Origin of the sequence: Streptomyces sp. NPDC005898 (assembly GCF_040629635.1) — a bacterium.
Classification (GTDB): domain Bacteria; phylum Actinomycetota; class Actinomycetes; order Streptomycetales; family Streptomycetaceae; genus Streptomyces.
In genome coordinates this window covers 38,312-62,813 of the sequence record NZ_JBEXWC010000017.1, presented here as the reverse complement: position 1 = coordinate 62,813, position 24,502 = coordinate 38,312, and the positions used below count along the sequence as shown (strand labels likewise).

The 24,502-nt window shown below is 71.2% G+C and carries 23 protein-coding genes and 1 pseudogene; 16 read left to right on the top strand and 8 right to left on the bottom strand.

What is annotated here, in order from left to right; translation table 11 throughout:
* Positions 1-3 precede the first annotated feature (3 nt).
* The 7 genes from ABZ385_RS22430 (at position 4) to ABZ385_RS22400 (ending at position 7,232) form a co-directional block, all read left to right on the top strand.
* A complete protein-coding gene (locus ABZ385_RS22430; protein ID WP_358585544.1) occupies positions 4-1,434 on the top strand; it encodes a coniferyl aldehyde dehydrogenase in 1,431 nt (476 codons plus the stop codon).
* A 147-nt stretch (positions 1,435-1,581) separates the two neighbouring features.
* Positions 1,582-2,394, top strand: coding sequence for an SDR family oxidoreductase (locus tag ABZ385_RS22425; RefSeq protein ID WP_358912831.1), 813 nt, complete (start codon positions 1,582-1,584; stop codon positions 2,392-2,394).
* A gap of 236 nt (positions 2,395-2,630) precedes the next feature.
* On the top strand, positions 2,631-3,536 hold the full coding sequence (locus ABZ385_RS22420; protein ID WP_358697055.1) for an NmrA family NAD(P)-binding protein: 906 nt from the start codon (positions 2,631-2,633) through the stop codon (positions 3,534-3,536).
* 547 nt (positions 3,537-4,083) lie between these two features.
* Positions 4,084-4,293 carry a hypothetical protein gene (locus ABZ385_RS22415; RefSeq protein WP_358585538.1) on the top strand — a complete coding sequence of 70 codons (210 nt, stop codon included), beginning with the start codon at positions 4,084-4,086 and terminating at the stop codon, positions 4,291-4,293.
* Positions 4,294-4,369: 76 nt separating this feature from the next.
* Positions 4,370-5,059, top strand: coding sequence for a restriction endonuclease (locus ABZ385_RS22410; RefSeq protein ID WP_358912830.1), 690 nt, complete (start codon positions 4,370-4,372; stop codon positions 5,057-5,059).
* A gap of 657 nt (positions 5,060-5,716) precedes the next feature.
* Positions 5,717-6,589, top strand: coding sequence for a hypothetical protein (locus ABZ385_RS22405; protein ID WP_358912828.1), 873 nt, complete (start codon positions 5,717-5,719; stop codon positions 6,587-6,589).
* Between the two features lie 472 nt (positions 6,590-7,061).
* Complete coding sequence (locus ABZ385_RS22400; RefSeq protein ID WP_358586593.1) at positions 7,062-7,232, top strand: GNAT family N-acetyltransferase; 171 nt, start codon at positions 7,062-7,064, stop codon at positions 7,230-7,232.
* Between the two features lie 30 nt (positions 7,233-7,262).
* On the opposite strand, the gene ABZ385_RS22395 is transcribed toward ABZ385_RS22400, so the two are convergent.
* Positions 7,263-7,385 carry a hypothetical protein gene (locus ABZ385_RS22395; RefSeq protein WP_358586589.1) on the bottom strand — a complete coding sequence of 41 codons (123 nt, stop codon included), beginning with the start codon at positions 7,383-7,385 and terminating at the stop codon, positions 7,263-7,265.
* A 149-nt stretch (positions 7,386-7,534) separates the two neighbouring features.
* On the opposite strand from ABZ385_RS22395, the gene ABZ385_RS22390 reads away from it, so the two are divergent.
* Positions 7,535-8,143, top strand: coding sequence for an SGNH/GDSL hydrolase family protein (locus ABZ385_RS22390; protein ID WP_358586587.1), 609 nt, complete (start codon positions 7,535-7,537; stop codon positions 8,141-8,143).
* On the opposite strand, the gene ABZ385_RS22385 is transcribed toward ABZ385_RS22390, so the two are convergent.
* The 5 genes from ABZ385_RS22385 to ABZ385_RS22365 all read right to left on the bottom strand — a co-directional run bounded on the left by ABZ385_RS22385 (position 8,140) and on the right by ABZ385_RS22365 (position 14,539).
* Positions 8,140-9,105 (bottom strand): aldo/keto reductase, encoded by a 966-nt coding sequence (locus ABZ385_RS22385; protein ID WP_358697049.1) that lies wholly within the window; start codon positions 9,103-9,105, stop codon positions 8,140-8,142. The two genes, ABZ385_RS22390 and ABZ385_RS22385, sit on opposite strands and share 4 nt — an antisense overlap.
* Positions 9,106-9,423: 318 nt before the next feature.
* Positions 9,424-10,788 carry a ricin-type beta-trefoil lectin domain protein gene (locus ABZ385_RS22380; RefSeq protein ID WP_358912826.1) on the bottom strand — a complete coding sequence of 455 codons (1,365 nt, stop codon included), beginning with the start codon at positions 10,786-10,788 and terminating at the stop codon, positions 9,424-9,426.
* A 221-nt stretch (positions 10,789-11,009) separates the two neighbouring features.
* Positions 11,010-11,600 (bottom strand): DUF2690 domain-containing protein, encoded by a 591-nt coding sequence (locus ABZ385_RS22375; RefSeq protein WP_358586581.1) that lies wholly within the window; start codon positions 11,598-11,600, stop codon positions 11,010-11,012.
* Positions 11,601-11,709: 109 nt separating this feature from the next.
* Positions 11,710-13,230: an MFS transporter gene (locus ABZ385_RS22370; RefSeq protein ID WP_358912824.1), complete on the bottom strand. Its 1,521-nt coding sequence runs from the start codon at positions 13,228-13,230 to the stop codon at positions 11,710-11,712.
* A gap of 133 nt (positions 13,231-13,363) precedes the next feature.
* Entirely contained in the window at positions 13,364-14,539 is a 1,176-nt protein-coding gene (locus ABZ385_RS22365; RefSeq protein WP_358912822.1) for an alpha-hydroxy-acid oxidizing protein, read from the bottom strand.
* Between the two features lie 333 nt (positions 14,540-14,872).
* Here ABZ385_RS22365 and ABZ385_RS22360 point away from each other — a divergent pair, with 333 nt between their 5' ends.
* From ABZ385_RS22360 to ABZ385_RS22350, 3 genes are all read left to right on the top strand, one after another.
* A complete protein-coding gene (locus ABZ385_RS22360; RefSeq protein ID WP_358697999.1) occupies positions 14,873-15,289 on the top strand; it encodes an ATP-binding protein in 417 nt (138 codons plus the stop codon).
* Positions 15,290-15,579: 290 nt separating this feature from the next.
* Positions 15,580-17,085: a hypothetical protein gene (locus ABZ385_RS22355; RefSeq protein ID WP_358912820.1), complete on the top strand. Its 1,506-nt coding sequence runs from the start codon at positions 15,580-15,582 to the stop codon at positions 17,083-17,085.
* Between the two features lie 315 nt (positions 17,086-17,400).
* On the top strand, positions 17,401-18,039 hold the full coding sequence (locus tag ABZ385_RS22350) for a hypothetical protein (protein WP_358586573.1): 639 nt from the start codon (positions 17,401-17,403) through the stop codon (positions 18,037-18,039).
* A 216-nt stretch (positions 18,040-18,255) separates the two neighbouring features.
* Here the strand turns inward: ABZ385_RS22350 and ABZ385_RS22345 are convergent.
* Together ABZ385_RS22345 and ABZ385_RS22340 are read right to left on the bottom strand one after the other, a co-directional pair.
* Positions 18,256-18,894 (bottom strand): annotated as a pseudogene (locus tag ABZ385_RS22345) (dioxygenase); the annotation flags it as partial.
* Positions 18,895-18,938: 44 nt separating this feature from the next.
* Positions 18,939-19,889, bottom strand: coding sequence for an AraC family transcriptional regulator (locus ABZ385_RS22340; RefSeq protein WP_358912818.1), 951 nt, complete (start codon positions 19,887-19,889; stop codon positions 18,939-18,941).
* A 204-nt stretch (positions 19,890-20,093) separates the two neighbouring features.
* Between ABZ385_RS22340 and ABZ385_RS22335 the strand changes: the two genes are divergently transcribed.
* From ABZ385_RS22335 to ABZ385_RS22315, 5 genes are all read left to right on the top strand, one after another.
* Positions 20,094-20,621: a hypothetical protein gene (locus ABZ385_RS22335; protein WP_358912816.1), complete on the top strand. Its 528-nt coding sequence runs from the start codon at positions 20,094-20,096 to the stop codon at positions 20,619-20,621.
* 61 nt (positions 20,622-20,682) lie between these two features.
* Positions 20,683-21,153, top strand: coding sequence for a hypothetical protein (locus ABZ385_RS22330; protein WP_358586568.1), 471 nt, complete (start codon positions 20,683-20,685; stop codon positions 21,151-21,153).
* A gap of 25 nt (positions 21,154-21,178) precedes the next feature.
* Complete coding sequence (locus ABZ385_RS22325) at positions 21,179-21,595, top strand: peptidoglycan-binding domain-containing protein (RefSeq protein WP_358912815.1); 417 nt, start codon at positions 21,179-21,181, stop codon at positions 21,593-21,595.
* Between the two features lie 200 nt (positions 21,596-21,795).
* Positions 21,796-23,907, top strand: coding sequence for an MMPL family transporter (locus ABZ385_RS22320; RefSeq protein WP_358912813.1), 2,112 nt, complete (start codon positions 21,796-21,798; stop codon positions 23,905-23,907).
* A 91-nt stretch (positions 23,908-23,998) separates the two neighbouring features.
* On the top strand, positions 23,999-24,445 hold the full coding sequence (locus ABZ385_RS22315) for a MarR family transcriptional regulator (RefSeq protein WP_358586591.1): 447 nt from the start codon (positions 23,999-24,001) through the stop codon (positions 24,443-24,445).
* The last annotated feature ends 57 nt before the right edge of the window (positions 24,446-24,502 follow it).

The following is a 24,502-nucleotide window of genomic DNA, read 5'->3' as shown; positions in this document are numbered from 1 at the left end:
ATCATGGACAGCAGCACCGACATCACCGCACAGCCCACCGACGCGGAGCGCTTCCACCACATCCTCCAGACTCAGCGCGCCGCCTACCTCCGCGACGGAGCACCCTCCCTGCAGGCCCGGCGCAGCGATCTGGCCAGGTTCAAGGCGGCGCTGATCGCCCGGCGCGGCGACATCGAGGAGGCGATCAACACCGACTTCGGACACCGCTCGCGACACGAGACCGCGCTGATGGAAGTCGTGGGCGTCGTGCAGGGCATCGACTACCTGCAGCGCACCCTTCGCCGGTTCATGCGCCCGACCCGCCGCCACATCGAGCTGCTGCTGCGTTTCGGCAGTAATCGCATCGAATACCAGCCGCTCGGCGTGGTCGGCGTCATCTCGCCGTGGAACTACCCGGTCAACCTGTCGCTGATGCCCGTGGTCACCGCGATCGCGGCCGGCAACCGTGTGATGCTCAAGCCGTCGAAGCTGACCCCGACGACGAACGCGCTGCTCGCGCAGATGCTCGGCGAGCTCTTCCCGCCGGAGCAGGTCACGATGGTCAGCGGCGACGGTTCAGCGTTCTCCGCCCTACCGTTCGACCACCTCGTCTTCACCGGTAGCACCGAGGTCGGACGGGCCGTGATGAAGGCGGCCAGCGACCACCTCGTCCCCGTCACGCTGGAATTGGGCGGCAAGTCCCCGACCATCGTGGCCAAGGGACACGTGACCGACCGGGCCGTGTCAGACATCGTCTTCGGCAAGCTTCTCAGCGGCGGGCAGACCTGCATCGCCCCCGACTACGCCCTGGTGCACGAATCCGAGATCGACGCGTTCGTCGCCGCCTACGACCGACTGGTGAAGACCGCCTACCCCGACGGCCCGACCGGCGAGGACTACACGTCGATCGTCGACGACAAGCAGTACAAGATCCTCACCGGCCTGATAGAGGACGCCCGCGCCCACGGGGCGCGGATCATCGAGGTCGGGCACCGGCCGGAAGAGGCGGCCCGCCGTCCGCACACCCTCGCACCGACCGTCGTGCTCGGCGTCACCGACGACATGCGCATCGCCCACGAGGAGATCTTCGGCCCCATCCTGCCGATCTTCGGGTACCGCGCCATCGGCGACGCCATCGACTACGTCAACGCACGGCCCCGGCCGCTCGCGCTCTACTACTTCGGCGACAACGGCCCCGACCGGCGCAAGGTCCTCGACCGCACGACCTCCGGCAACGTCACCGTCAACGGCACCATCATGCACGTCGCCCAGGACGACCTCCCCTTCGGCGGCGTCGGCGCCAGCGGCATGGGCAAGTACCACGGCATCGAAGGATTCCGCACGCTCAGCCACCCCAAGGGCATCCACGTACACGGCCGCTTCAACGCCACCCGCATGCTGCGCGCCCCCTTCAACAAGCGCACCGAAACCCTCCTCAACTTCCTGCTCCGGTGAAGAAGGCAGCACGTCACGACCATCGCCGAGACGCGCTCCGTGCCCGCCTGGGCAACAGATGAGCACGCGATGACGGTCGCTGACCGTCGCAAGGATTGAAAGGAGCAGGGGAAGAGGGCCCGCGAGGGCGCCGTGTCCCTGACCGCCATGAAGAAGATCGACTACCGTACCCAGACCACATTGGTCACCGGGGCGAGTGCCGGACTCGGCGCGGAGTTCGCCCGTCAGTTCGCCGCGCGCGGCTCGAATCTCGTGCTGGTCGCCCGCCGCGCCGACCGCCTGGAAGCCCTGGCCGATGAGTTGTCCGCGAAGCACAAGGTCACCGTCACGGTGGTGCCGTTCGACCTCACCGTGCCGGCCGCGGGTGAAGTGCTGGCCAAGGAGGTGGCCCGGCGTGGGATCACCGTCACCAGTCTCGTCAACAACGCCGGTTTTGGCACCCACAGCCCGTTCCGGCAGGAGGACCCGGCACGGGTCCAGCAGGAGGTCCACCTGAACGTGGCCAGCCTGGTCGATGTCACCAGGGCGTTCATCGGCCAGCTATCCGGTGTCCTGGTCAACATCGCCAGCTCCCTGGGGTACCAGCCGTGGCCCAACGCCGCTGTCTACGGGGCGACCAAGGCGTTCGTGCTGAACTTCACCGAGGCGCTGTGGCAGGAATCGCGAGGGACCGGGCTGCGCGTGCTCGCCCTCTCCCCGGGTCCGACCCGCACCGAGTTCTTCGACGCGGCCGGCTCCGACGACATGGCCCGCGGTGTCCGGCTGCAGACGCCGAGCCAGGTGGTCACGACCGCGCTGCGCACGCTGGACCGGCGTAACCCTCCGCCCAGCGTCGTCTCCGGCACCTTCAACTGGGTGATGACCCTGACCTCGCGCTTCACCACCCGCCGAGCCAACGTTCTGGCCTTCGGCGCGATGACCCAGTGGCAGATGCGCTCGAGCCGACCCAGCCACCACTGACCCTCTCCGGGCGCCACGGCCACACCACATCGACAAGCGCCCCCTCGACGGCCTCCGGGTGGCGCCGAACATCATCCATCGCCCTTCCCGGACGTGCTGGTGACCGTGGAGAGCCCCGACTTCTGCCTCGACGGCGCGACCTCGATCTGACCGCAGGCGACGCCGAGCACCAACACTGCCGCCCGTGCAACGGCCAGGACCTGGCCGGGGCGAACACCTCCGAAAGGAAGCCTCCGATGGCTGATCACGACCTTGTCCTCGTCACCGGCGCCGGCGGCATGGGCCGCCTCGTCACCGAGCGGCTGCGCGCGCAGGACGTGCCGGTCCGCGTCCTGGTCCGCCGCGAGGACGACCGCGCGGCCGAGGTGCGGGCATGGGGCGCCGAGGTCGTCACCGGGGACCTGACCCGGCCCGAAACAGTGGCGGCCGCGCTCGACGGCGTCCGCCGGACGTACCTCGGGCTCAGTGTGTCCCCGGACCACCTGCTGGCGGCGACCGTCATGGCCACTGTCGCCAAGGCGCACGGCGAACTCGACCTGCTGGTGGACATGTCGCAGATGACGGTGTCGCAGATGACCGCCACCAGCACCGCGGAATCCCACCAGCAGCGGCTGCACTGGCTGGCGGAGCAGGTGCTGGACTGGTCGGGCCTGCCCGTGGTGCACGTGCGCCCGACAACGTTCCTCGACAATCCGCTGTTCACAGCCCTCGCGGCGCGTTCGATCCGCGAGAACGGCACGCTGGCGCTGCCGTTCGGGACCGGACGCACCTCGCCAGTCGCTGCCGACGACGTCGCCCAGGTGGTCGCGACCATCCTGCGCGATCCCGGGGAACACGCCGGGAAGGTGTACGAGCTGACCGGACCACGGGCGCTCGACATGACCGAAGTAGCCCAGGAGTTCTCCAAGGCGCTCGGCCGCACAGTGACCTATCTGGACGTCCCCCTGCAATGGTGGCGCACAGAGGTACTCGCGAACGCGGGCCTGCCACAGCACACCGAGCAGCACATCGCGACCATGGCGCAGCTGCACCGCGCGAACCGTTACGACAGGGCGACCAACGACGTCGAGCGCATCACCGGGAAGCGACCTCTGACCGTCGAGGAATTCGTCGCCGTCCGCAAGGGCTTCTACCTCGGCTGACTGCCGCAGGAATCCCAGGTGCAGGGGACATCACCGAAATCGCGGTCGAGCACGTCGACGGTGGACCCGAAAGGCAAACGGCATACCGATATCCAGCAGCGCCCTCCAGTCGTCAAGCTCTATCGCTTCCATCGGAAGAATTACGGGGAGCTCGGAATCGGCGTGGCCGATCACTGCGGTCTGCACGCGGCGTTTGTCCAGGGCCATGCAACCTCGAGCCGTACTGGAGACGAGATCCGCCTCCGGTCGGTACCCGGCCACGCTGCCGGGCGCTCAGCGGATTGACGATACCCCTGGCCACTGACAACCCCGGCGCTTCTGAGGCCGCAGTTCGATGCTGCCCGCGGCTGATGCGGGGCGTCGCGACGGCAAGGCACCGTGGGTGCCGACAACTGCTGCGTCGCGCGCTATTCGGCCAGGTCCGATGGCTTTGTGCCATTCGTCGGCAACCCGCCTCCGACATCACGAAGGTGCCGCTACACAAGAAGGCTGGCGGCACCATTCAGCCGTCCATGGAGTGAAGCCGGACGGTGGGAGGACAGGGCGGTTGGTGACTATCAACGTGGCGGTGCTGCTTGCAGTCGTCGTCATCTGGCGGTTGCGGCGGCGCACGGAGGCCCGCAGCCGCTTCGACGAGAAACTGACCGTCGTCATCGTCTTGGCACTGGGAGTCCTGCTCGCCCCCACCCCGGTCGGTCAGGGGATCTTGAACGTCCTGGGGCAGCTCACGAGCGGTGTCACTCAGGCCAGCCGATGAGCTCCCGCCCGCACGCCGTCCGGACATCGACCACCGGCCCGCGCTGCGGATCACGGCCCCAGGAGGCGGGGGAGTGATGGCAGCACGTCGGCGGCGCCGACGCTTGAAGAAGCAGACCCGCAGGCAGCTGCAGGGCTGGGGCGTGGTGGCGTCGCTGGCCGCAGCGGTGTGGGTCGCCGCGAACTGGTCGACGGTGTGGCCCGTCCTGGTGACGGTGCTCGCCACGGCCGCGCTGGGCGGGGCCGGCTGGGCGTTGTTGCGGGCGCACCGCCAGGAGGTCAGCCGGGACCACGCCTGGCGGGCACAGGAGGAGGCCCGGGCGCGCGAGTTGTCCATGGCCCAGGTCGACGCCCTGACGTGGCAGGAATTCGAGGAGTACATCGCGGAGCTGTGCCGGCGGGACGGCTGCACACAGGTCGTCGTCAGCGGCAAGAGCGGCGACCTGGGCGCGGACGTCGTCGGCTACCTGGCCGACGGCCGCAAGCTGGTCATCCAGTGCAAGAAGTACGCGGCGCATCGGAGCGTGTCCTCACAGGACATGCAGAAGTTCGTCGGCACCGCCCGTCTCGAGCACGGCGCGGACGTCGCCCTGTTCGTCACCACCTGCCGCGCGTTCACGAAGGCCGCGCTGGGCCTGGCGCTGCGCCAGGACATCGTGGCCCTGCACCGCGACCTGCTGGGCTCCTGGGTCAAAGGCGCTCACCTGGAGAGCCTCATCCCGCTGAACGGCAACGGCGGCGGCACCCGGCGGCACCCCTCCGCCTGACCGCGACACGCTGCCGTAGGTTTCCGGTCTGCTCCGGCGGATTCGTCGGTTTGGGCGACGAAGACCTTGGAGCAGACTCCATCATCGGGGCCGCCAACGAGGTGGTGCTCGAGGCAAACGTTCGGACGGCCAACGTCCTGGCGCCTTCCACCCGCACCTCCACCATGGCGATGTTCTTGGCGTCCAGCCCCGCGCCGTACGGGCGGCCCGATGCGACGGACGCACCGATGGGCCTGGGTGACGTGCTCGGGGTGCTGGTGACCGAGCGGTACTGGGGACTCCCGGCCCTCGGCGCGACGCTGCGGGAGACGTATTTCGACGTGGGGGTGGATGTTCGCCGGCGAGCCCGCGGCGACCAGGCTCGCCCGCCGAAGCGCGAAGCCACCCGCCTTCCCCTCGCTGCGAACGACGACCCGACACTGCCGGAGGTCCTGGCCGAGCTGGCGGCAGCGCGGGCGGACGAGGTGGACGCCGGCACTGCAGTACCCGCCTGGTGGCGGCCAAAGTTCCAGGCCACCGTATGGGCGGGAATGGGCCAGTGCCACCCAAAGCGGCACCGAACCCATGTGCGTCGTACGAGCATTCCCCTGCTGCCCGTGCCGGCCGGCCGGGACCCGCAACCGAAGGCTTCTCGCCTCAGACAGACAGGAATCGTGCATGTTCCGACTCAGACGCCTGCGAGTCCTCTCCGCATCCGTGGCTGCCTTCGCCGCCATCGCGACCCTAGGCACCGGCGCCGGAAGCGCCCAGGCGCAGGACGGGGCCAAGGCGGTCAAGCGCGTCCACAACGCCATGCAGATAGCCGATCCGTCCAATCCCGACGCCTTCTGCACGATCGGCGCGGTGGGCACGGACGACTACGGGCGCAAGGTCGCCATCTCGGCGGGCCACTGCGGGGGCGGTCCGATCGCCGATCGCGAGATCCACGACAACAACTACCCCGTCTACGACCGGAAGGACTTCGCATTCGGCCCCATCGGGTACGTACGGTACTTCAAGAGCCCCGAAGGCTCGGCGACGGGACACCCGACCAAGGACTACATGATCATTGAACTGGTCCCGGAGGTCACGCCCTCATCGCAGGGACCGTCCCTGAAACAGACCGGGCAGCTGGAGGTCCCCGGCGGACCGCCCAGCCCGAACGCCATGAGCCCCGCACGCGCCGACGAGCGTCTGCTGGGCGCCGGCCTCTTCGACAACAACGAGCTTGTGGTCTCCGGCCAGTTGGGCGTCTGGTACGGCCGTATCACGAACAACTCGGACGGCATCTACCAGTCCTTCGCGCATCACGACGCCGGAGACTCCGGTGGCCCGGCCATCTGGCACGTGCCGGGCACCGCCTACCCGTCCGAGGCCAACGGCTATCACGCGGAAGGGCCCTGGGCCGGCATCACCAAGGCGCGCGTTCTCCACTTCCCGTTCTACGTCTACACCAGCTCGGCCAACATCCTCGCCGACCTGCGAGCCCGCGACGCCGCCGACCCCGCCGACGTCTACGGCGCGGGCTTCGAGGTCACCACCAACCCCTGACCCCACCAACGCGGCAGGTCGCCGGCTCGCCGCCCCAGCCGGTGAACAGTGCGCTCGAATCTCCGGCACCGCGGCGAACCGGCTGGTCACTGCCACACCTGCCTCGTCCTCCTGGTCACCCGCCCCGAGGCCGGCCACGACGGACGTCCGACGCTTCGGGCGCTGCTTCGCCTGTACCGCCAGCGCTCACACAAGGAGGCTCACAGTCGGTCAGGCGGCCTGGCCGAGACCGGCGACGATCAGATCCTGCTCGCGCAGCGGTGTGAAGTCGACGTCGAGCTTCGGGTCGTACGCGTCGGGTTGGACGCCGAGTTCATGGGTGCTGTACTCGCCGGAAGTCTGGGCTTCTGCCCGGCGGCAAATCGCGTCCCGGCCGATCTGACCTCTCGGCGCCGCGGAGGCTTCTTGGGATCATCTCTGACCTACAAGGCGTACTCCTTCCGCGCGATCCGCGAGCACCTGCGCGGGCGGCATCCGGGCAGTGACCCCTGTCCCGGCGGACCAGCGCAGCCACCGGCTACGACCCGAGCAAGGCTTCATCACCATGCTGACGGTCGCGCCCACCACCCGCCGACAAGGCGTGGGCGCACGTCTCCTCAAGGCCACCGAGGCCGCGTGCACCAGCTCGAAACTGTTCACCTAGACCGACGTCTCCAACCACCCCGTGCAACTGCTACTGCAGCGAGTCGGCTGGAGCCCGGTCGGCCTGCTCCACGGCCTGGACGAAGGCGATCCCGAACTCTTCCACCTCTGCCCAGGCGCCCAGCCACGCGGCCTGGTCGAGGCCGAAGGTCAAACGACAAGTTCAGGTGTCACGGCATGTTGGCTTGATGAGGCGGTGGAGCGCCACGTTGTGCGAACGATCTTGACCAGGCACCATGTCGTACCGCCGGGACACCGTGCTCATCAGGGATGCGCGGAGACCGGACCCGGAAGGGACAGCGCATGATCCGGCTGGCCGATTCACCCATGACCTGGGTGGCGACCGGAGACAGCATCACCCAGGGAGTGCTGCACACGCACGGCGCCCGCGGCTGGGTGGAGCATCTGCACGAGCGCGTCCGGTGGCAGTTGAACCGCCTCACGGACGTCGTCATCAACACCGGCGTCTCCGCGTGGACGGCCACCGATCTGCTCGCGGCGTACGACCTGCTCGTCGGCCGCCACGAGCCCGACGTGCTTTCGGTGTCGTTCGGCACCAACGACTGTCTGGAGGGCGAGGCCGGACTGCCTCGGTTCCATGACGCGGTGCGGGGCATCATCGAGCGGACGCGGCCCGCGACCCAGCTCGTCCTGCACACACCGGTACTGGTCAGCGCCTCGGGCTCGGACCGGCGCGCGGCGCTTCCCGCGTACTGCCAGGCGGTACGGGAGATCGCCGCGGACACCGGCGCGCTGCTCGTCGACCACGAGGCGTACTGGCGGGAGCACCACGGCTCGGACGACCCGATCGCCTGGCTCGACGACCCGGCCCATCCCAACGCGGTCGGCCACCGCCACATGGCCGACCACACCCTGCGCGTCATGGGGCTCGGCGAGATGAACCCTCTCTAACGCGGCGCGGCCGCCCGTGTGTCGTCCAGGCGGGCGCGCTGCTCCTCGGTCAGCTCCAGGTCGAGCGCCTCGAGTGCCTCGTCGAGCTGGTCGAGGCGGCTGACGCCGACGAGCGGGATGACGGCGGGCGAGCTCTGCAGCATCCAGGCGTAGACGACCTGGCCGGGCGTGGCCCCGGTCTCCGCCGCGATCTTCGCGAGGGCCTTCAGGGCAGGCCCGGTGCCGTCGTGCCGGTACTCGGCCGGGACGGGCTTGCTGCCCGCGTAGGCGCCGTTCAGCAGCGCGCTGTAGGCGAGCACGGTGAGATCGGGCTGCGTGGCGGCGTAGGCGAGCGTCGGCTCGTCCAGGGCCACTTGGTAGTCGAAGTCCGCGTCGGGCGCCGGCGTCAGATAGGTGTGCCGCTGCTGGAGCGCGGTGAATGCGGGCAGGTTCTGCCGCTTCGCCAGTTTCCGGGCCCGGGCGAGCCGTGTCCCGTTCTGGTTGCTCATGCCGACCTGGCCCACCAGGCCTTCGGCGACGAGCGCGGCGTACGCGCCGACGGTCTCCTCCAAGGGGGTCGACGGGTCGTCGATGTGCCCGTACAGGAGGTCGATCCGGTCGGTGCCGAGCCGCCGCAGGCTGCCGTGGACGGCGTGCCGCAGGGCCTTCTCGGACAAGCCTTCGCGGTTGGCGGGCCAGGTCCCCTCGCCGGCGGGCAGTGCGCCGGTCTTGGTGGCCACGATCACCTCGTCCCGGATGCCGCGAGTGGCCAGCCAGCGGCCGAGGAGCCGCTCGCTGTCGCCGCCGTCGCTTCCCTCGCGCCAGAAGCAGTAGCAGTTCGCGGTGTCGATGAACGTGCCGCCCTTCTCGACGAACCGGTCGAGCAGTGCGAAGGACATGTCCTCGTCGACCACCGTGCCGAATGGCAGTGTGCCCAGGCACAGCGCAGAAACCCGTTGAGAACCCATGGTGTGATGACGCACGGAAGACCCCCTCCTCAAGTTCATGAGCAGCCGCCGTCGCTCGGCGGTGATCGGATCCTGGCGCCTGGAGTGCGCTCCAGCGCAAGGCCAAGGCCAAGGCCAAGGCCAAGGGTCAGGCCTCCCGGGTGTTCCGCGCGGGTCGCCCCGCGCAATGGCCGGGGGTCGGCCGGCCCGGTACATCCGGGGTCGTCGCGCGGTAGGGCGCGGGTCACGAGAACTCCGCCGACGCGACGGAGAGAAATCACCGTGAGGGACTCAGCGAACGTTGCGCAGCCGTGTGAGAGCCGGGGGACGCGACGCGTTCGCCAAGCCGCGTGGCTACTTGGGCGTGACCCAGCGCTGGCCCTTGCTCGCGTTCGGCGTGTGGAGCCGTACCTGCGTGCCGTCGGCGGTGCTGCCGTCCGCGAGATCGAGGACCTTGCCGGACGCGACGTGCGCGATCTGGCCCCCGGCCGTCACCGCCCAGCGCTGGGACGCCCCGCCGTCGCAGTCGCGCAGGCTGACCCGGTCGCCGTCCGTCGCCGCCGCGCGGTGGCTGTCCAGACACTTGCCGAAGGCGCGGAACGTGCCGTCCTTCTGCAGGATCCACGACTGCGCGACGCCGCCGTCGCAGGCGTTCAGCTGGATCCCGGTGCCGTTGGCCGCCTTGCCGCCCTCGACGGCGAGGCACTTGCGGCCGATGCCGGTGACCTTGCCCTGTGGCGGCAGCACGGCACCGCCGGCGCGCGCCAGATGGCGCAGGCCCTGCACGTCGTACTGCTGGACGAAGGTGCCCGCGCGCTTGTCCCGGTAGGCGCGGCTGGGGGTGCACATCACGGGGAACTGGCCGGAGTCGGTGCCCTTGACGCAGTCGCCGCGCGCCGGGCCGCGCTGGGCGTGCGCGAGGCCCATCGTGTGCCCGAGTTCGTGGCTGATGTGATTGCGCAGATCGGTCTCGCCCATGGAGGGGGTGGGTTCGCCGTCGGCGGTGAAGAACTCGTCGTCGATGTACGCGTGCCCGCCGGTGACCGTGCCGGCCGCGGAGGACGCGTAGAAGCCGCAGCTCAGGCTCTTGCCGCCGGAGCCGTCCCGGACGACCTGCCAGTCGTCGCCGCTGCCGTCGGTGGGCGGTACGCACGGACGGTGCAGCAGGCCGATGACGACCTCGCCCTTGGGCCGGACGTAGTCCCAGCCCACCGGCCGCGTGTCCACGGTGACCGGCAGGTTGGTGACGCGCCGCAGGTCGGCGGCCGACCGCCGCACGTAGGGGGCCAGCCGGTCGACGGTCTTCTGGTCGTGGAACTTGATGGTGTAGCCGGTGTTCAGGAGCTTGGTCGCGCCCCCCGACCGCCAACCCTCGCCGTGCGGGGCGGGGGCGGCGAGCCTGGACGGTTGCGCGGTGGGAGGCGTGGGGGACGTGGGGCTGGTGGCGGACGAGGGCGGCGCGTCAGGCGCCCGGAAGGTCATGACGCCGTCGCGGAACCGCGTTCCGTCGGCGTCCGAGAAACCGAAGTCCTGCCGCTCCGCGCGGCTGGAGGCGGTGGGCGCGGGCGTGGTGGCCGGCCGGGCGTCCGCCGGTTCCTTGTCGTCGGTGCCGAACGCGGTGGTCGAGAGCTGGAGCCCCGCGACGACGGCGACCGCGGCGCCCACGGCGGCGGCAACCCTGCGGCGCCTGCGTGCGGCGCGCTTGCGTATCGAGCTCAAGTCCCCGTCGTCCTCTCACTGAAGAGCATGTGCCGCCCCCGGGCGGCGCCACCGGGGCGGCGACTCCGGGGAGGAACAGTCGAACCGATGATAGGCGTGAAGGACGGGGCGGGCGGTACGAGTTGGACTCCGTGTCAACGCGGTGCCGCCAAGTACGGCACGGCGGAACGCCGGGCGGTTCGCGTTGCCCACCTGCGGGAGGCCTATTGCGGGGCGGGAGGCTATCCCTTCCAGGACGTCTCGTCGGTCACGGGGATGCAGTACCTCTTCCAGTCCTTGAGGGACTCGGGGCTGTTCGGCTCGGCGCAGACTCTGGCCCGGAAGTGCTTTTCGACCGGCGCCATCCGCGTGTACTGGTCCCGGCCGTAGCCGATGAGGGCGCTCTGGGCCGATCCGCCGTCCACCTGGATGCTGATCTGGTCGCTCGGGTGCCCCAGCCGGATGCGCCCCCAGACGGCTCCGCAGTGCTTGCTGTAGCGCATCTCCAGGGCCACCGGGTTGTTCCGCCGCGGCTTCCAGGTCACCGCGTCCGCCACGCACGCCTCCTTGATCGGGTCCTTGCCGGCGCATCCGGCGCCGGGGCACTTCGGGGGATCGGGCGTGGGCCACCACAGGGGCGTGGTCGCGGCGGCCACCGTGCCGGCCAATCCGATGAGAGCCACGACCACCGCGATGAGCAGCGGGTGCTGGGTCCTGTCGCTCAGCCACTGCCAGAGTGCGGTTCTCTTCGCGCGTACCCAGCTGCGGGCCCTTCGGTGCCAGGGGTCCCGCTCGGGCGGTGCGGGGGTGCCGTCGTCATCGGTATGTGCCATCGCGCCGTCCTCAAGTCCCTTGAATCGGCGTGGTGTTCCTACCCGGGCGCGCGCGTGGGGCATACAGCACATCCAGCCATCCGTCAGCTGGACCGAGGGCGTCCGCGGGTCAGTGCGCGCTCTCCGTGGGGCGCAGGTCCCGCGGGATCTTCGCCCAGGTCAGCGCCGCGGCGGCCAGCGGCAGTGCGGCCGCCATCAGGAACGTCGGCGTCATCCCGGAGGTGAACGCCTCGGAGGCCTTCGCCAGCAGGGCGGTGCCGGCCGGGCCGGTCAGCCCGTGCGCCACGTGCGCGGCCTCGCCGATCGAGTCGCGCACCGCCGAGGCGCTCTCCGCCCCGAGGCCCAGATCGGGGAGGTTCAGGCGATACAGCGCCGTGGCGACACTGCCGAGGATGGCCACGCCCATGGCCGCGCCCAGCTCGTAGCAGGTCTCCTCGACGGCCGCGGCGCCGCTGACGTCCCGCGCCGGCGTGGCGGCCATCAGCGTCACGGACGCGGCGGTCGTCGCGATGCCGACGCCGCAGCCGAGTACGCCCAGGGCCACGGCGATCCCGCCGTAACCGAGCGGACCCGACAGCTCGAACAGCCAGGGCAGGGCGAGGCCCGCCGTCATCAGCAGCAGCCCGCCGCCCATGACGTGCCGGATCGGCAGCCGGTGCATCAGGATCGGCGTCACCAGCGAGGTGAGGACGAGGCCCAGCGGCGCGGGCAGCAGCCGGACGCCCGCCTCCAGCGGGGTGTAGCCCTGTCCGTACTGGAACCACTGGGTGATCAGGAACAGGGCGGAGCCCAGCGCGATCATGCCGAGGAAGATCGAGGCCGCCGCGATGGCGAACGGCCGCGAGGCGAAGAGGCGCACCCGGAGCAGCGGGTGCTCGATGCGCAGCTGACGGCGCACGAAGACGGTGAGCGTCACCGCGGCGACGAGGAGCAGCGCCCAGGCCGCGGGGTCGGTGGGGCCGCCCTTGCCGAGCTGCTTGATGCCGCCGGCGAGGGCGAGCATGCCGAGGACCGACTGGCCGACACCCCACCAGTCCCAGCGGCCCTGGCGGGGCTGACGGGACTCGGGCAGGATCCACAGGCCGAGCGCGATGACCACCAGCGCCACCGGGATGTTGATGAGGAACGCGGAGTGCCAGCCGTCGTGCTCCACGAGCAGGCCGCCGATCACCGGACCGAGCGCCATGCCGCCGCCGAAGACGGCGGACCACACGGCGTAGGCGAGCGCGCGCTCGCGGGCGTCGGTGAAGACGTGCCGCAGGATCGACAGGGTGGCCGGCATGATCGCCGCGCCACCGGCACCGAGCAGCGCGCGGGCGGCGATGACCTGCCAGGCGGCGGTCGCGAACACGGCGAGCAGCGAGGCGAGGGCGAAGACGCCGAAGCCGATGAGCAGCAGTCGCTTGCGCCCCCACCGGTCGCCGAGGGCGCCGGCGGTCACCAGGAGCCCGGACAGCACGAGGGCGTAGACATCGATGATCCACAGCTGCTGTACGGAGCTGGGCCGCAGATCGGCGACGAGGGAGGGGAAGGCGACGTTCAGGATCGTGGTGTCCATGGCGATCAGCAGCAGGCTGCCGGAGAGGATCGCGAGGACGGCCCAGCGCCGTGCGTCACGCTGCGGGGTCATGGTGGAACACTCCAAGTTCGAATGAGACATGAATGTCTCACATGGAACGTACGTGCGTCCACTGACCGATGATGGTCCACTGACCGGTCATGGGAGAGGGGGCCGCCGAGCCGTCAGCCCACCCGCGGCCCCCTCAGAGCACCCTCCGCAACGCCTCCGGCGTGAGATCCGCGAGGCTCGGGTATCCGTCGACGGCCATCAGCAGATCCGCCTCGGCGAGCAGCGAGCGCAGGACGTGCGTGACGCCGTCGGCGCCGCCGATGCCGAGGCCATAGGCGTACGGGCGGCCGACGCCCACGGCGCGAGCGCCGAGCGCGAGCGCCTTCACGACGTCCGCGCCACTGCGCACCCCGGAGTCGAACAGCACCGGCAACCCGTCGGCGGCCTCGACGACCCCGGGCAGAGCGTCCAGCGCGGGCAGCCCGCCGTTGGCCTGGCGGCCGCCGTGGTTGGAGCAGTAGACGCCGTCCACCCCACCGTCCCTGGCGCGGCGGACGTCCTCGGGGTGGCACAGTCCTTTCACGATCAGCGGCAGCGAGGTCAAGGAGCGCAGCCAGGGCAGATCGTCCCAGGTGAGCGGGTTGCCGAAGACCCGTACCCACGTCAGGATCGCGGACTGCGGGTCCTGTTCGGGGTCGGCGGGCAGCAGGGCGCGGAAGACCGGGTCGCTGGTGTAGTTGGCCAGGCAGTGGCCGCGCAGCTGGGGGAAGTTGGCGGTGCTCAGGTCGCGTGGGCGCCAGCCGGTGATCCAGGTGTCCAGCGTGACGACGATCCCCTTGAACCCGGACTTCTCCGCGCGGGCGACCAGGCTCTCGGCGAGCGCGCGGTCGGTCGGCGTGTACAGCTGGAAGAGGCCCGGGGTGTCGCCCAGCTCGGCGGCCACCGACTCCATCGGGTCGGCGGACAGGGTCGAGGCGATCATCGGCACGCCGGTCCGGGCCGCCGCCCGCGCGGTCGCGAGATCGCCGTGCCCGTCCTGCGCGCAGATGCCGAGGACCCCGATGGGCGCCATGAGCAGGGGAGAGGGCAGGGTCATGCCGAACAGGTCGACGGACAGATCCCGCTCGGTGGCGCCGACGAACATCCGGGGCACAAGGCCGTAGCGTTCGAACGCGGTGACGTTGGCGTCCTGCGTCCGCTCGTCGCCCGCCCCGCCCGCGACGTACGACATGACCGAGGGCGGCAGCGCCGCGTGCGCGCGGGACTCCAGCTCGGCGAAGGTCATGGGGAACCGGGGGACGACGCCCCGCAGCCCGTCGAGGTAGATCTCGTCCTGGTAGTCCTTGAAGGGGCGGGGCGGCTGCTGCATGGACGGCCTTTCCGGTTCGTGGACGGCCTTTCCGGGGCCGGCCGGACGTACGCGCCCGCGCCCGCGCCGGTGCGAAGGACCAGGCCAGTGTTGGTCGCACCCGATCTCGACGTCAACGCCGAGGACCGGGGCACATGACAACGTCACACACCGCTAGGGGAGTTGTCGGAGCGGCTGCGTCAGGTGCGGTACGGCGTAGGGGACGGGCGGATTGGCGATCAGTCGGCGGGGGCATCACCGTGGGGCAGGACTGGTCGCGCAAGACACACCGCGACCCCGGTGGCGACAGAGATCGCGGTGACCGGTTGTCCCAGGGAGGGGAAGTGAGTTGCCATGCGTGCGCACCAGCGCGCCCATCGGCCCACCGCACGGGTGGAGTACGCATTGCCGCAGGAACCCGCGTCGGCGGGCCGGGCGAGAAGGCTGGCCTGCGCGTTCCTCGTCAGAACGCACCGCCGTAGGAGCGAGGTGACCGCCGAGCGCGTGGACGACGTCGCCCTGGTCGTCTCCGAGTTGGTGTCCAACGCCGTGCAGCACGCGCACGGCGGCTGCCGGCTGCGCGTGGAGGTCTCCGGCGGCCGGGTCACCGTCGAGGTCCACGACACGAGCCCGGTCCGGCCCCGGGTACGGAAACCGAGCAGCGTACGGGAGAGCGGCCGGGGCCTGGCGCTCGTCCGCCAACTCACCCATCGCCTGGAGGTCGTGGAGACCCGCCGCGGCGGCAAGACGGTACGGGCGGTGCTGGCCTGACAGGGCGGGTGACCCGCCGGGGCGGGTGAGCGCGATCCTCAGCCCTGACGTCCCAGGAGGAACCATCGAACTCGGTCAGGACGAGCACGAGCTTGTCCTCGGCGAAGCCACATGCCTCGGCGTCGAACTGAACGTGCCGCGGTCAAGGCCCCGTACAACCTTCCCGCACCGTCGAAGGTCACATGATCGGCCGGTGTGAACCAGCGGGTGACTCGCAGTGAACAGCGGGGAACCACCGTTGGCTTCACGCACCGCGGCCGCTCAACCGCACCTTGACCGAGGGAAGTCGTATGTCGCGTGCCCGTCGCACCGCCCGTCTCACCATGCCCGTGATCGCCGCCTCCCTGCTGGTGGGCGGCGGCCTCTCCGCCCTCACCCTCGGACAGGGCAGCGCGGAGGCCGCCGCCGGCGGCGCGGGCGGCGCGCATGTGGCGGCCAAGCCCTCGGACGACTTCAACGGCGACGGGTACGGCGACCTGGTCGTCGGCGCCCCGGGCGGCACCGTCTCCGGGCAGGCCAAGGCCGGGTACGTGGTGGTGACGTACGGGTCGAAGGACGGCCTCGACCCGGCCCGCAAGAAGGTCGTCAGCCGCTCCACCAGCGGGGTGCCCGGGGCGGCCACCGCCAAGCAGGCGTTCGGCAGGTCGTTCACCAAGGGCGACCTGGACCGCGACGGCTACACCGACCTGGTCATCGGCGTGGACAGCAGGAGCTCCGCGGCGGGCGCCGTGGTGCTGTGGGGCTCCGCGTCCGGCCTGACCGGCGGCACCAAGATCGCCACCCACGGTTTCACCCCGCAGGCCGGTGACTTCGACGGCGACGGCACCACCGACCTCGCCCTGTTCTCCGGGGCGGGCTCCTACGGAGACGACCCGATCAGCCAGCAGGCGCGCCTCTGGAAGGGCCCCGTCGCGCGGACCGGCACCCCGGCCAAGACCCTCGACTTCATGGACAAGTCGCAGTGGTGGAACTACGACAGCGAGCAGCGCCCCGACCCGACCTGCGCCGACCGGGACTGCATCGACGGGCCCACGTCCGTCCAGGGCCCGATCGTCCCCAAGGCCGTCGGCGACATCAACGGCGACGGCCGCGCCGACATCGCCATGAACGACTACTACGGTGACGGCGAGTGGGGGAACAGCGTCCTGTACGGCACCCCGACCGGCTTCAAGCGCGGCCGGGCGCCGGGCTCGGGAGGCGAGTTGGGCGTCGGTGACGTCAACGGCGACCACTACGACGACCTGGTGCTCGGTGACGACGACTACCAGCCGGGCGTCAGGGTCGCCTTCGGCTCGGCCGACGGCCTCACGGCGCAGACGCAGAAGTTCGACCAGAACCTGCCGGGCGTGCCCGGCGCCGAGGAGGACGGGGACCGGTTCGGCAGCGCGATCGCCGTCGGCGACGTGACGGGGGACGGGTACGCGGATGTCGCGGTCGGTGTCATCGGGGAGGACGTCGGCAGCGTCACCGACGCGGGAGCCGTCGTCCTGGTACGCGGCAGCGCCGGTGGCGTGACCGGGTCCGGGGCCCAGGTCTTCCACCAGAACACGGCGGGCGTACCCGGCGTCGCCGAGAAGGGCGACTCGTTCGGTGCGGCCACCGCGCTGCTCGACGTCACCGGTGACGGCCGCGCCGACCTCGCCGCCTCCTCCGTCCAGGAGAACGCCCAGGCGGGCGCGGTGTGGTCGCTGCGCGGTACGTCCACGGGCCTGACCGCCACGCACTCCGTCGCCTTCGGCCCGAAGGACGTCGCGGCCCCGAACACCACGGCGCTCTTCGGCAGCGCCCTGCGCTGAACGCCACCGCAGCGGTGACGGCCCGGTCCGAGACCTCCCCTTTGGGTCTCGGACCGGAACGCTCCCAACGGAGGCCAGGGAACCGTCCACATCTGCTGGGGGTCCCCATTGTGTCCGGCCTGACCCAGTTCTGTGTCCGGCCTGACCCAGTTCGTGGATAACGCCCCGACGCCGGCTGACCTTCCGAAGCCCGCGTACACCGATGGCCCCGACCGGGCCTCCGGTGGGGGCCACCGGTGGACATCGAGCTCGGCACACCGCTGCCTGAGGGCAGACATCTTGTACGTGACCCAATTGGATAGGTCGATGACATCCATGCGCGACGAGATCGCGGAGCGGCAAGCGGAAATTACTCGTCTGCTGCTCCACCATGTCCATGCACCTGTCGCCGGCACGCACTTCATCAGAGGCGTACTGCCCCCGCCCGCACCCCCCGAGGTCATTCGCATTGTCGTGGGGGAAGCCGGTGCTTACACGCCGGACGAACTGATCGCCTACGAACTCCCGCTGCAATGGGACAACGAACCGGCCACGGCGCAGGACATTACGGCGGTTCTTCGTACCCTCGTCACCGGTACGCACATCTTCTCAAGTAATCACGTCAGCCGGCTGATGGGCATGCTCCTCGTCCGCGTGGACCCCTCCGCCCTGGACACGTCAGGCCTCACCACGGATGACCACGCTCTCGGGATCCTGCGCTGCTTCGCTCAGCCATACACGGAAGAGAAGCCAGACCTTCTGCTCCGCGGATTCTGCTTTCTGGGAGAGGACCGACTGCGTCTTTACTTCGATCCCGAAGAGACCCCCGGCTCCATCGCCGTCGACGTACGCCCGTCAAATGCCACCACTGCCCTCCTCGCCTCCCTGCCCTCACTCCTCGATGAGGAGCGGTACCGGACAGACGATGACGCCGATCCGCACAGCACCCACGTCGTGGACCTCACCGACTGGTAACCAGCAAGCCCTGATCGGCAGGGCTTGGTCGCCACGCCGCGCGGTCCGCGCCGGCCTCGTCGCATCCCTGCTCGTGGGCGGTGGCCTCTCGGCCCCCACTCACGGGCAGGGCAGCGCGGTGCGCGGAGCGCGTGGTTACGGCTTCCTGGGCCGACGCGTGACCTTCAGGAGCCGCCCATGGTTGTACGAGGGTGCCGCTGCGGGCGGGTGTGGTTACTGCGGCACGTTCAGGACGAAGTCGAAGTCGGCCTCCTTGGCGTTCCCGACGGTGCGGACGTTCATCAGCAGGCGGGCGTCGAAGATCGGGTCCGTGTTGTTGCGCGGCTCACCGGGGAAGTACAGCTGGGTCGTGAGCACCGGACTCCCCGGTGCCTGCACCTTGACGTGCAGATGGCGGGTGCGCCCGGGGTAGAGGCCCGGGACGACCGTGGTGAGCCGGAACGCGCCGTTCGCGTCGGTGTACTGGTGTCCGCGGAAGCGGAACCCCGTGTTGTCGTAGGTGCCGTAGGTGTCGGCCTGCCAGAAGTCCATCAGGACCTGGGGTATCGGACGGCAGGCGCGCCCGAAGACGTAGCCGGTGACGGTGAGCCGCACGCCCGGCGTGCCCGCCTGGATCAGCGAGGTGCGGCGCGGGGAGTTGGGCTTGAAGTACGGCCCCTCCATCTGCGGCGGCGTCGGGTCGTCGCCGTCGTCGCAGGCCGGGGTCACCGCGGGCGCCTCGCCCCGCTCACCCGCGGTGCGGGCCAGCGCGGGGACGCCCATGAGGGTCACCGGGACGGCCATGCCGACCGCGGCGGCGGCTCTCAGTACCGCCTTGCGGCTCGGTCCCTTGGGGTTGCCGGTCTCGTCGTCCATCGCTCCTCCTGAAAGGTGGGGTGGGTTCCGGATCGGCTACGAAGCTATGTGCGGGAGCGGGCCCGGGCGATGGACTGGAGCCGGTGGTCGTGGTGAATATCGCCGGTGCCCCGGCGGAAGTCCCCGGGGCTGGCGCCCGTCTCCCGGCGGAAGAAGCGGCAGAAATAGGCCGGATCCCCGAACCCGACCCGCCCGGCGATCTGACGCACCGACAACTCCGTGCGCAGCAGCAGGCGTTTGGCCTCGTGCACCCGTGCCTGCCGGATCAGCTCGCCCGGCGTCCGCCCGGTGGACGCCTTCACCGCCTCGCTCAGATAGCTCACCGAGACGCCCAGGTGCTCCGCGCAGGTGCGCACCGAGGGGGGCGCCCCCTCCGGCGTGCCGAGCAGGTCCGCGAACCGGGCGGCCACCGACCCGGGGCGCGAGGGCGGCGGCGGGGACGCCGGCCGCTGCGCGGGCAGCCGCGCGGCCCGTACCACCAGGATGTGCAGCAGGGCCCGCAGCACGCCCTGGAACCCGTCGGCGCCCGTGCGGTACTCGTCGTCCAGCTCCGCGACCAGGCGCGCCACCCGGTCCGCCGCCTCGCCGGGCAGTTCGAGCCAGGAGCGTCGGCCGAGTTCCCGCAGCGTGTCCCGGTCCGCGGGGTGGTCCACGAGGAAGTCGTCGGTGAAGAGGATGACCCGGCCCCGCAGGCCGCTCACCCCCTCCCAGTGGTGGACCTGGCCGGGGCAGATGAAGCAGAGGTGGGGCGGGCGCAGGGCGAACCCCGCGAGGTCGACGACGTGCCGGCCGGTGCCGCCGGTGACATGGACGATCTCGTGGAAGGTGTGCCGGTGCGGGAACGACGCGCGCGACATCGGCCCGATGGTGTCGAACGTGCCGATGGCGAACGGCAGCGCGTTGGGCATCGGCACCTCGAGACGGTGCGTCGGCATGCCCTCCCCGGTCGGCTCGCCGTTGTTCCCCTCGCCGGGCAGGACCGTGGTGCCGCGCATACGTACGCTCCTCATCCCGACGTCATCCGGACCGGCCGCCTCCCCACGATGGCACGCGCGCCCGCCACCCGGGAGGGGACTATGCGTCAGGAGCATGTCAGCTCCCTTCGGCACAATCGGACGTACGCGTGGAGCGCGGTGGGCCGGGGGCCCGCAGCGCCGCGGACGAGCGAGAAGGACCGAGCCGCCGGGGGAGAGTGGGACATGAGCCGCAGACGACGCGCGGACGGCCGCGCCGGGGACACGCCGCACGGTACGACGGGCTCTCGCCCCGCGAGCCGGGGGCGGCGGGTCGGCGGCCGGGACCGGTGGACGGTCCTGGCGGGCGCCCTCGCCTGTGCCGCCGCCCTCACCGCGTCACCGGCCTCCCAGGTCACGGCCTCGGCCTCCATGGAGGTCGCCGCGAGCTGCCAGGCGCGGCCCGACGCCCGGCACACGGACTGGACCGGGATGCACTTCCTCGGGGACGCGGTCTGCTCGCACACCACCGGCTCGATCCGGGTGCAGTCCACGACCGACAGCTCCGTCAACGGCCAGATCGCGTTCTCGCCCAGCTGGTTCGTGTGCTGGAAGCGCGGCAGCCCGTACCAGGGCGCGGACATCTGGTACTACACGCAGGGCGACACCGTCTCCGGCAGCCGTACCACGAAGGGTTGGGGCTACCTCCCGGCCGCCGAACTCGCCTCCGCCACGCATCCGGTGCCGGGGCTCAAGCAGTGCACCTGGTCGTAGGCGCCCGGCACCGCACACCGTCCATGACTCCGTCGCCCTCCCGGACCCCTGGAGTACGCGCATGAGACCCACCCTCTCCGGCCGAAGCCGCCGCACGGCCCTCGCGGGCGCCGCGCTCTGCCTGGCCCTGACCGGCGTGCTCACCCCGGCCGCCCAGGCGAGCCCCTCCGGGCCGGCGCCCGGCCCGGCGGACGCGTCGGCGACCTGCTCGCTGCGGCAGAACACACCGCACAAGGACACGCTGGGCAACGTCTTCACCCTGGACCTGTACTGCGACAACCGGGCCTCCGACGCGTTCGGCCGCCCCGCCTTCAACGCCCCGGTCACCGGCCGCCTCAAGTTCTCGCCGAGCTGGTTCGTGTGCTGGACCGAGGGCGACGCGGCCCCCGACGGGAACAAGGTCTGGTACTACACCCAGGGCGACGAAGTCGTGAGCCTGCCCGGCATCAAGGGCTGGGGCATGGTCCCGGCCAAGGTCGTGGAGACGCAGAAGCACCCGTACCCGGGGCTGCCCCGCTGTCCCTGGTTCTGACCCCTAGTTCGGGAGAAGGTTCACCGTGAGCACACGACTCGACCGACGCGGCCACGCCCGTGTCCGCACGCTCGCCGCCGCACTGCTCGGCTGCGCCCTCCTGGCCGGCCCCGCCGTGGCACTCGCCTCCGCCGACCCGTCCGGCGGACAGAGCACGGGGACAGCGGCCACCGCGAACATCGGCACCAGGCAGGCCACCGACGGTGAGTGGCGCCACTGCCCCTACACCGGGGCCCACCCGGAACTGGGCAAGGGCCACGCGAACGACGCCGTGGGGCACCTGCAGTGCGTGCTCAACAAGGTGTACGGCTACAAGACCGTCACCATGGACAAGATCTTCGGCGACGGCACCCTCGCCGCCGTCAAGAACTTCCAGCAGAGCGTCGGCCTGACCGCGGACGGCTTCGTGGGCCCGAACACATGGGCGGCGCTGCACCCCTGACGGACCGACGCCCGGGGGTGTGACGGGAGGGGCGGTAGGCGGATCCACGCCCAGATGGTTCAATGATTGAGATTGTTCATCGTCGAGCCGTCGTCGGGCCGTCATTGAGCCGTCATTGAGCCGTCATCGACTCACCGTCGAGTCGTCACCGCCGTGCCAGGAGGTGGCGATCCACCGCTTCCGAGCGTCCTGGGAGTGCCATGTCCACCCGTACCCGGCTCGCACGTCGGCTGGTCCCCGTAGCGATGCTCCTCGCCTGGCTCGCGATCGGCGGCGCGCTCGGCCCGTACGCGGGCAGGCTCGGCGAGGTCGCCACCAACGACCAGGCCGCCTTCCTGCCGCGGAACGCCGAATCCACCAAGGTCATCGACGCGCGACGGGCGTTCGACGAGGACGAGACACTGCCCGCGATCGTCGTCTGGACCGGCGACGATGACGGCGACGGCGACGGTAACGGCAGCCACGACGGGCGGCGGCTGACGGCGGACCAGCGCGAGGCCGCCGACCGGGCGCTGGCGTCCCTCGGCGGGGCCCCGGGCCTCGTCGGCACGGCGTCCCCCGCCGTGGCGTCCAAGGACGGTTCGGCCCTCCAAGGTGTCGTACGGCTGCGCCCCGACCTCGGCGACGAACTGGCGCCGACCCTGGAACGGATCGACCGCGCGGCGGCCCGGGTGCCGGGGACCAGTGCGCGGATCGCGGGCCCGGCGGCCGCCCAGGCGGACCTGTCCGACGCCTTCGCCGGGATCGACGGCCTGCTGCTCGCGGTGGCCCTCGCCACGGTCCTGGTGATCCTGCTGCTCGTCTACCGCAGCCTGCTGCTCCCCGTCGTCATCATCCTCGGCGCGGTCTTCGCACTCGGGCTGGCCTGCGCGGTCGTCTACGCCCTCGCCGACCGCGACGTCGTCCGCGTCGACGGTCAGGTGCAGGGCATCCTCTCCATCCTCGTCATCGGCGCCGCCACCGACTACGCGCTGCTGCTGACCGCTCGTTTCCGGGAGGAGCTGGCGGCCGGCGAGGACAAGGTCCGGGCGATGGGCGCGGCCCTGCGCCGGTCGTTCGGCCCCATCGCCGCCAGCGGTGCCACCGTGGCCCTCGGGCTGCTCGCCCTGCTGCTGAGCGACCTCACCAACAACCGCGCCCTCGGCCCCGTCGGCGCCATCGGCATCGCGTGCGCCGTCCTGAGCAGCCTCACCTTCCTGCCCGCCGTCCTGGTCCTCCTCGGCCGTGCCGCCTACTGGCCGGCCAAGCCGAGGACCGCGCGGGAGAAGTCCGCGGCGCACGGCGTCTGGACGAAGGTCGCCGACCTCGTGGACCGGGCGCCCCGCAAGGTCTGGGCGGTGACGCTCGCCGCCCTGCTGGCCTGTGCCGCGTTCGCCCCGACGCTCGCCTCCCACGGCGTGCCCCAGGACGAGATCTTCGTCAACGACGCACCGTCGGTCGCCGCCCAGGAGACGCTCGGCGACCACTTCCCCGGCGGCACGGGCAACCCGGTCGTCGTGATCGCCAACGCCGATCGGCTGAAGCCCGTGACGGCGGCGGTGGCGGGCACGCGGGGAGTGGCCGCCGCCGCTCCGGCGAGCACGTCGGGCAGGCCCGGCGTGGGGGAACCCCGCGTGGTCGAGGGGCGGGTCCTGATCAACGCCACCCTTCGGGACGCCGCCGACAGCGACGCCGCCAAGAAGACCGTGGCGCGCCTGCGCACCTCGGTCCACGCCGTGAGCGGCGCCGACGCCCTGGTGGGCGGCTACACCGCACAGCGGTACGACACCCAGCGCACCGCCGAGCGCGACCGCGCGCTCATCGTCCCCGTGGTGCTCGCGATCATCCTGGTCATCCTCGTGGGACTGCTGCGCTCCCTCGTGGCGCCGCTGCTCCTGGTGGCGACCGTCGCCCTCAACTTCCTCGCCACCCTGGGCGTCTCCGCGCTCGTCTTCCGGCACGTGTTCGGCTTCAGCGGCACGGACGCCTCCGTACCGCTGTACGGCTTCGTCTTCCTGGTGGCGCTCGGCGTGGACTACAACATCTTCCTGATGTCCCGGGTCCGGGAGGAGTCGCTGCGCCACGGCACCCGTCAGGGAGTGCTCCGCGGCCTCACCACGACGGGCGGCGTGATCACCTCCGCGGGGGTGGTGCTGGCGGCCACCTTCGCCGCGCTCGGCGTCATCCCGCTGGCATTCCTCGTCCAGATCGCCTTCATCGTCGCGCTGGGCGTCCTCCTGGACACCCTGGTCGTCCGCTCGCTCCTGGTGCCGGCGCTGGTGCGCGACCTCGGCCGCCGGGCCTGGTGGCCGTGGCAGGGATCTATAGGCTGAGCGGGTGGCCAGCACAGAGGACGCGGCGTCCGCCGCGAGCGGGGTTCCGGGCGAGGAGCGAACGCGGCGGGACCCCGAGGAGCGGACGGACCTGCAGTCGTTCGCCGTCCGGCTGCGCCGGTTGACCGGCGAGGTGAACCGCGTGGTGCACGGCTTCGCCGCCGGCCAGGGCCTGCACGCCACGGACGTCCAGGCCCTCGCGGCCATCCTGGACGCGGACGAGCCGATGACCCCCGGACGGCTGCGGGACCGCCTCGGGCTGACCTCCGGCGCCGTCACCGCCTGCCTGGACCGGCTGGAACGGGCCGGGCACATCCGCCGTACGCGCGAGAGCGCGGACCGCCGGGTCGTGCACCTGCACTACGCGCCCGAGGCGCGCGCCGTGGCCCGCGCCTTCTTCCGGCCGCTCGCCGCCGCGACGGAGGCCACCCGGGCGCGGTTCAGCGACGACGAACTCGCCGTCGTGCTGCGCTTCCTCGACGGCCTGAGCGCCGAACTGACCGAGCTGCGGACACCCGGCCGCGCCCCCCGACCGTAGGGCCGTGCCCCGGTAGTCCCCGGCCGCCCTCCCACCGGACCGCCGCCCATGACCGCC